The organism is candidate division KSB1 bacterium, assembly GCA_022562085.1.
In the GTDB taxonomy this organism is placed as follows: Bacteria; Zhuqueibacterota; Zhuqueibacteria; order Oceanimicrobiales; family Oceanimicrobiaceae; genus Oceanimicrobium.
Genome location: JADFPY010000297.1, coordinates 1 through 5786, shown reverse-complemented (window position 1 = coordinate 5786; position 5786 = coordinate 1). Strand labels below are relative to the sequence as shown.

General features: G+C 44.0%; 8 protein-coding genes. All 8 read left to right on the top strand.

All coding sequences use genetic code 11. The annotated features are described in order from the left end of the window. The coding region (locus IH879_18515) for a hypothetical protein (protein ID MCH7676919.1) at positions 1–144 on the top strand (144 nt) is incomplete at its 5' end. Beyond that, the gene (locus IH879_18510; protein ID MCH7676918.1) at positions 141–299 is read left to right on the top strand and encodes a hypothetical protein; all 159 of its coding nucleotides are present in this window, start codon (positions 141–143) and stop codon (positions 297–299) included. The genes IH879_18515 and IH879_18510, both read left to right, overlap by 4 nt. Next, positions 289–909, top strand: coding sequence for an imidazole glycerol phosphate synthase subunit HisH (gene hisH, locus IH879_18505; GenBank protein MCH7676917.1), 621 nt, complete (start codon positions 289–291; stop codon positions 907–909). The genes IH879_18510 and hisH overlap by 11 nt, the downstream gene beginning before the upstream one ends. A gap of 176 nt (positions 910–1085) precedes the next feature. Continuing rightward, positions 1086–1943, top strand: a complete 858-nt coding sequence (hisF, locus tag IH879_18500; GenBank protein ID MCH7676916.1) for an imidazole glycerol phosphate synthase subunit HisF — start codon at positions 1086–1088, stop codon at positions 1941–1943. Between the two features lie 331 nt (positions 1944–2274). Beyond that, positions 2275–3000 carry a methyltransferase domain-containing protein gene (locus tag IH879_18495; protein MCH7676915.1) on the top strand — a complete coding sequence of 242 codons (726 nt, stop codon included), beginning with the start codon at positions 2275–2277 and terminating at the stop codon, positions 2998–3000. 272 nt (positions 3001–3272) lie between these two features. Next, positions 3273–4454, top strand: coding sequence for an N-acetyl sugar amidotransferase (locus IH879_18490; protein ID MCH7676914.1), 1182 nt, complete (start codon positions 3273–3275; stop codon positions 4452–4454). Between the two features lie 21 nt (positions 4455–4475). Next, positions 4476–5489 (top strand): class I SAM-dependent methyltransferase, encoded by a 1014-nt coding sequence (locus IH879_18485; GenBank protein ID MCH7676913.1) that lies wholly within the window; start codon positions 4476–4478, stop codon positions 5487–5489. Between the two features lie 18 nt (positions 5490–5507). After that, positions 5508–5786, top strand: a 279-nt coding sequence (locus IH879_18480; protein ID MCH7676912.1) for a 4Fe-4S cluster-binding domain-containing protein, incomplete at its 3' end; no start/stop codon positions are given.

Below are 5786 nucleotides of genomic sequence, written 5' to 3'. Positions count from 1 at the left end.
CATGGCGAAAAAATTGAACCGGTCTCGGACCATACCAAAAGATTTGGATTCGTTATAGCGACTGGCGAGGATGCATCGCAAACAATCAACCGAGCACAAAAATTTATTGATTCACATGAGATCGAAATCGGAGCATGCAATTGACAACACAAACTAAAACCAATGCGCTGGAAATTCATAATTTACTGACTGAGCTGCGAAAGGTATCTATCACGGGTTTTGGCCGGTTGGATGATTTTATGCCACTGTACAATTATTTTTGTGATGTCGAGTCATTGGCGAACACAAATGAACAATAAACGGGTTGTAATTCTGGACTACGGTTGCGGCAATGTCCGCTCGGTATTTAACGCATTTCGGGCGTTCGATAGCGATGTTAAAATCACAAATGCATTCAATGAGATTCGGGATGCATCGCATATCGTATTACCGGGCGTGGGTGCTTTTGCCGAATGTAAAACCGGTTTATACAATTTTAACTTAGTCGAATTGCTACAAAAGGAAGTTATCGAAAAAGGAAAGCCATTTCTGGGTATTTGTGTCGGTATGCAAGCATTAGCCACACTCGGAAAAGAATTCGGTGAACATCAAGGCCTGGATTGGATAACCGGGGTAGTTGATAAAATAGACACATCAAAATCAAAATTGCGGTTGCCGCATATCGGTTGGAATGAATTGTCGATAATAAAATCCAACCCTTTATTTGAAGGCATCGAACCGGGCACCACATTTTATTTTGTGCATAGCTTTCAATTTAGACCGAAGAATGATTCGGTGGTTTCGTCATTTTGTGATTATGGTGTGCAAGTTACCGCCAGCGTACAAAGGGATAACATTTTTGGTGTGCAATTTCATCCCGAAAAAAGCCAGTCAGCCGGCATAAGGCTCCTAAAAAATTTCACAAAGTAAGTTAATTTCCCTTCGAAGGAAACAGTTTTTGCTCGTCCAGAGCAAAAAAACAGAAGGATGTTTACTGGTTTGTCGCCAGATCGACGATTAACATCCACCTGTTTTACGTTCTGAACGAACGCAAAACTGTCCTCCTTCAAAGGAGGACTTTTAAACACTGATTTAATTAACCCAAAATGCTAAAAAACCGTCTGATACCTGTTCTCTTACTTCGCAACGGCATCATTGTGCAAAGTCGGGGATTTAAACGATACCAGCCTTTGGGCAATCCGGTTGCTATGGTCAGGCGCCTCAATGTCTGGACAGCGGATGAGCTGATTTATCTCGATATCAGCCCCGACGCCGTTTACGACACTGGCCGGGATGATCATGGTGATGGCAATCGCAGTTCATTGCTCGACATTATTCGCGACATCTCCGATGCCTGTTTTATGCCGCTTACTTTCGGCGGTCGTATACGCAGCATCGACGACATGCGGCAATATCTCGCCGCTGGAGCAGACAAAGTGACCATCAACACTCAGGCCATCGCGAATCCGGAATTTATTTCGGAAGGTGCAAAAGTGTTTGGAGCGCAATGTATTGTGGTATCGATCGATGTCAAGATCAACGACAACGGCGATTACGAAGTCTACACCGAACGCGGGCGTGTGCCTACCAATTTGGATCCGGTAAAATGGGCGAAAGAAGCTGAAGAGCGCGGTGCTGGCGAGATCTTCTTAAACTCGGTGGACAGGGATGGTACGGGTAAAGGCTACGATCTCAATTTGATCAAAAAAGTAACCGATAGCGTCTCCATCCCGATGATCGCTTGCGGTGGCGTCGGTGAATGGGCACACTTTGCCGAAGGGTTGGAAAAGGGTGGCGCTTCGGCAGTTGCTGCGGCAAATATTTTCAATTATACCGAACAAAGCGTTTACAACGCAAAAAAATATTTGTATGAAAACGGATTTAGCGTGAGGAAACCGGCATTAATTGACGATACTCTAAGGGATCGGTCTAGTGCTAAAAACCCGTTATTGGCACTTCGTTAACTCATCTACGGTTAAAATATTATGGAAAAGTTTTGGATGTGCATAAATTCATTTTCGAGGACTGTTTGGCACGAAAAATCTTCGGAGGCGTAGCAGATTTTTCGCACAGATGATTTTTGTTCATTTGCAGTTACTTTGTATTCTATGAGAAGTGAAATTTATGGATAATCAAAATGTTTCACAGTATAAGGTTCGCACATGGTCTGAACTTGATCGCATTTACACTTTCTGCCGGCGACAACTTAACTTAAAACCTGATTGGCGGTACGGTCCAGCCCGGGTGCATGAAGTAGCCAAGGAGGGTTTCGAGGGCATCAGCAAATACACCACATTGCAGAACAAGGTGTATTGTGACCTGGGATGCGGCACTTATCACCCCTATGGCATCTCCGCAGTGATGTTTCTTAACGGATCAAGTTCAACGATTTCCCTCGATTTACATGACAGCAATAAACAGCGTGCCGCGGAGGCATTGGCGGACCTCCTCTGTGACTGTTGTTGGCCGGACAGATGGAACTGTTCTAATGTTGACAAATTGGACTTCCTGAGCAGAGTTCAGCAATTCGATATGCAAGCACTCCGTGAGGGACGCCTGGACGACGGATTGGCAGGTCTTCCTTTGAGGCACATTTTAACCGACATTCACAATCCAGTCCTCGAAGAGGAAAGCATCGATATTATGACATCCAGAGCCGTACTGGAGCATTTCCTGAACTTCAACGTCGCCGTCGATCGATTGTTTGCTCTAATGCGCAAGGGCGGAGTCGCTTGTCACGTTATTGACCTTGTCGACCATCGTGCATACATCAGTTCAGACTATCACTTCTGGTCTTTCCTGGCCGAAGAGGAGGACTGGTCTGATGGTCTGGTCAATCGCTTGCGTTCATGCGAAATCAGGCCCCATTTTGAACGCGCAGGATTTGAGATCCTGTGTTATGAGAACCGGATCAGGGAGATGCCCAAAGGCTTCATGAAACAGGTCGCCGGTCGTTTCCGAGAGATGACGGAAGAGGAGCTCAGTGCCACGACGGTTTTCTGTGTTCTCAGGAAACCATGAGAAAACCCGACGATCACATGGAGAGCAACGAGGTATGGCGCGTCTGCGCGCCATACTTCGCGCCTCATGCGTTACATTAAAACAAGCTCTATCTTGGGTTCTGTCTTAAAAGTAAAAAACTGCAGGACGCTTCATGCTGAGCCCTTCGTCAGACTCGGGATAAACTTAGTCGAAGCATGATGTTTTTTATGAAGTTGCTTAAACTTCGACTCTGATTAGTTTGAAGGAGTAAGACTTTTGGACTGGCAAGTAAACGATTTTAAGGAAAGGCAATGCAATACTGTACTAAATGTGTTTACCCGATGGCAGCCGTTAATCTGATCATTGATGAAGACGGTGTCTGTGCTGCGTGCCAGGTGGCAGAAGAATACCAGGCGATAACGGATGAAGAGTGGGCTTTACGGAAAGAGAAATTATTTGCGCTTGTTGCGCCATATAGAAATAAAGACGGCAGTAATTATGATTGCGTCATCCCGTTTGGAGGTGGCAAAGACAGCTACTATCAGGCGCATGTTGCAAAAAATGTACTTGGTTTGAATCCGCTGCTGGTTACTTATCACGGCAATAATTATTTACCAGAAGGCCAGCGTAATCTCGATCGCGGACGCGATGTCCTTGATTGTGACCATATCGTCTACCGACCGAGTGTAGAGACATTGCTCAAGCTAAACCGAATTGGTTTCAAAAAAATGGGTGACATGAACTGGCATGGACACTGCGGCATTAACACGGTTCCATTTCACATCGCCGTCAAATACCGTATCCCGCTTATGCTTTGGGGCGAAGTCGGTTGGGCTGATTTATCGGGTATGTTTTCGCCAGATGACTATGTTGAGTTCAGCCAGCGCATACGTGTTGAACATAACCTCCACGGCTTCGACTGGTATGACATGCTGGATAAGAAAGAAAACCTCACCATGAAAGATCTGCAAATGTTCCGCTTCCCAAGCGACGAGGAATATGCGGAAGTCGGCATCAGGGGGATTGCGCTGGGCAACTTCCTGAAATGGGATGCAAACACCCAGGCCAATTTAATGAAAGAACTTTATGGCCATGAGTGGGCATCCAAGCCATTCGAACGCACGTATCGCATCTTTTCAAATCTTGATGATCGCTATGAAAACGGCGCGCATGACTTGTTAAAGTTCATCAAATTTGGTTATGGACGCGCATCTGACCATGCGTGCAAAGACATCCGGTCTGGTTATATGAGTCGTGAGGAGGGTATAAAAATGGTACGCAAATACGACCATGTAGTCTCCAGCGATTTGTACTACTGGTTCGATTATGTCGGCATGACCGAAGATGAGTTCTGGGAAATTGCCGATACCTTCCGCGATCCGCGCGTCTGGCGCATTGAAAACGGGCAATGGGTGAAGGAGAATATTTGGGGAGAACCATCTGCCTATGGCACGGTACGTTCCTCTTCAGTTGACGTCAAGAAATATCATTAACCGTAGGCTATTTTTCAGGTCATGAATAACTTACATTTCATTGAAAACGCGATCAGACCTGAGGAATTGGTCGTAGAATTAGAAAAACTGTGTGCGCAGGATCGTGCGCTTCTGATGCGTCATAAAGAACAATTTGTTGCAGTCACTTGTCCTGCCTGTGATTACAATGGTCGAATTCACGCTTTTAATAAATTGGATGTGAACTTTGATGAATGCTTAAACTGTGAAACTATCTATGCCAGTCCACGCCCGACATTTGCCATACTTCAGGAGCATTATACAAATTCGAAGAGCTATCGTTTCTGGGCCGAACACATTTTTGCCGCCTCAGAGCCAGTTCGCCGTGAAAAAATTTTCAAAAAAAGAGTAGATATGGTTCTGAATTACTGTCATGAATTCGGAGTTGATAATGAATTGATACTCGAGGTAGGCAGTGGTTTTGGGACATTTTGTGAAGAGTTAAAATCTCGCAATTTTTTCAAGCGAATAATTGCAGTAGAGCCCACACCGCATCTTGCACAAAGGTGCCGCGACAAGCAAGTTGAGGTTATTGAAGATATCATTGAAAATGTTTGTTTGAATGATCTGCAGGTAAACGTTGTTGTATCGTTCGAAACGATTGAACATCTTTTTTCACCATTCGAATTTTTAAAAACATGCAACAAGACTATATCCGGAAAAGGATTACTATTTATTACTTGTCCTAACATGCATGGTTTTGACACTTCGCTTTTGAAGACCAAATCAAAAAGTGTTGGTGGTGAGCACCTGAACTTGTTTAATCCTGAATCGATAAGTATGTTACTTGAAAGAGCTGGATTCAAAATATTAAGCCTTGAAACACCAGGTGTTCTGGATGCCGAACTTGTACGGAAAAGTATCCTTACCGGCGAGTATGATATCTCAGGACAGCCGTTTCTAAAACATATTCTTGTTGACCAGTGGGAAAGACTAGGTATTCCGTTTCAAAATTTTTTATCGGAAAATAAGTTGTCTTCTCACATGTTTGTTATTGCACGAAAGTGCATCATTTGAGGGGAAAAGGATATTCAAATGCAAAATGGAAAAGATAAAAAATTCCCAAGACGAGTAATACTTGAATCAACAGGTTATTGCAACTTAAAATGTCCAAGCTGTGTAACGGGCGTCCGCTGGCGCAAGAATATGGGTTATATGGATTTTGAATTGTTCAATAAAGTTGTCGATGAAATCAGCCTGCATAAGGAATGTTGTTATATTTCATTACAAGGTGGTGGTGAACCGTTATTGCATCCAAAGATTTTTGACTTCTTTGAGTATCTTCATGAAAAGAATCCTCAAATTATATCACAA

Bases quoted from the DNA above. Each gene is read 5' to 3' on its own strand.
- hisH (MCH7676917.1), top strand. From the start codon at position 289: ATGAACAATAAACGGGTTGTAATTCTGGACTACGGTTGCGGCAATGTC.
- hisF (MCH7676916.1), top strand. From the start codon at position 1,086: ATGCTAAAAAACCGTCTGATACCTGTTCTCTTACTTCGCAACGGCATC.
- IH879_18490 (MCH7676914.1), top strand. From the start codon at position 3,273: ATGCAATACTGTACTAAATGTGTTTACCCGATGGCAGCCGTTAATCTG.
- IH879_18485 (MCH7676913.1), top strand. From the start codon at position 4,476: ATGAATAACTTACATTTCATTGAAAACGCGATCAGACCTGAGGAATTG.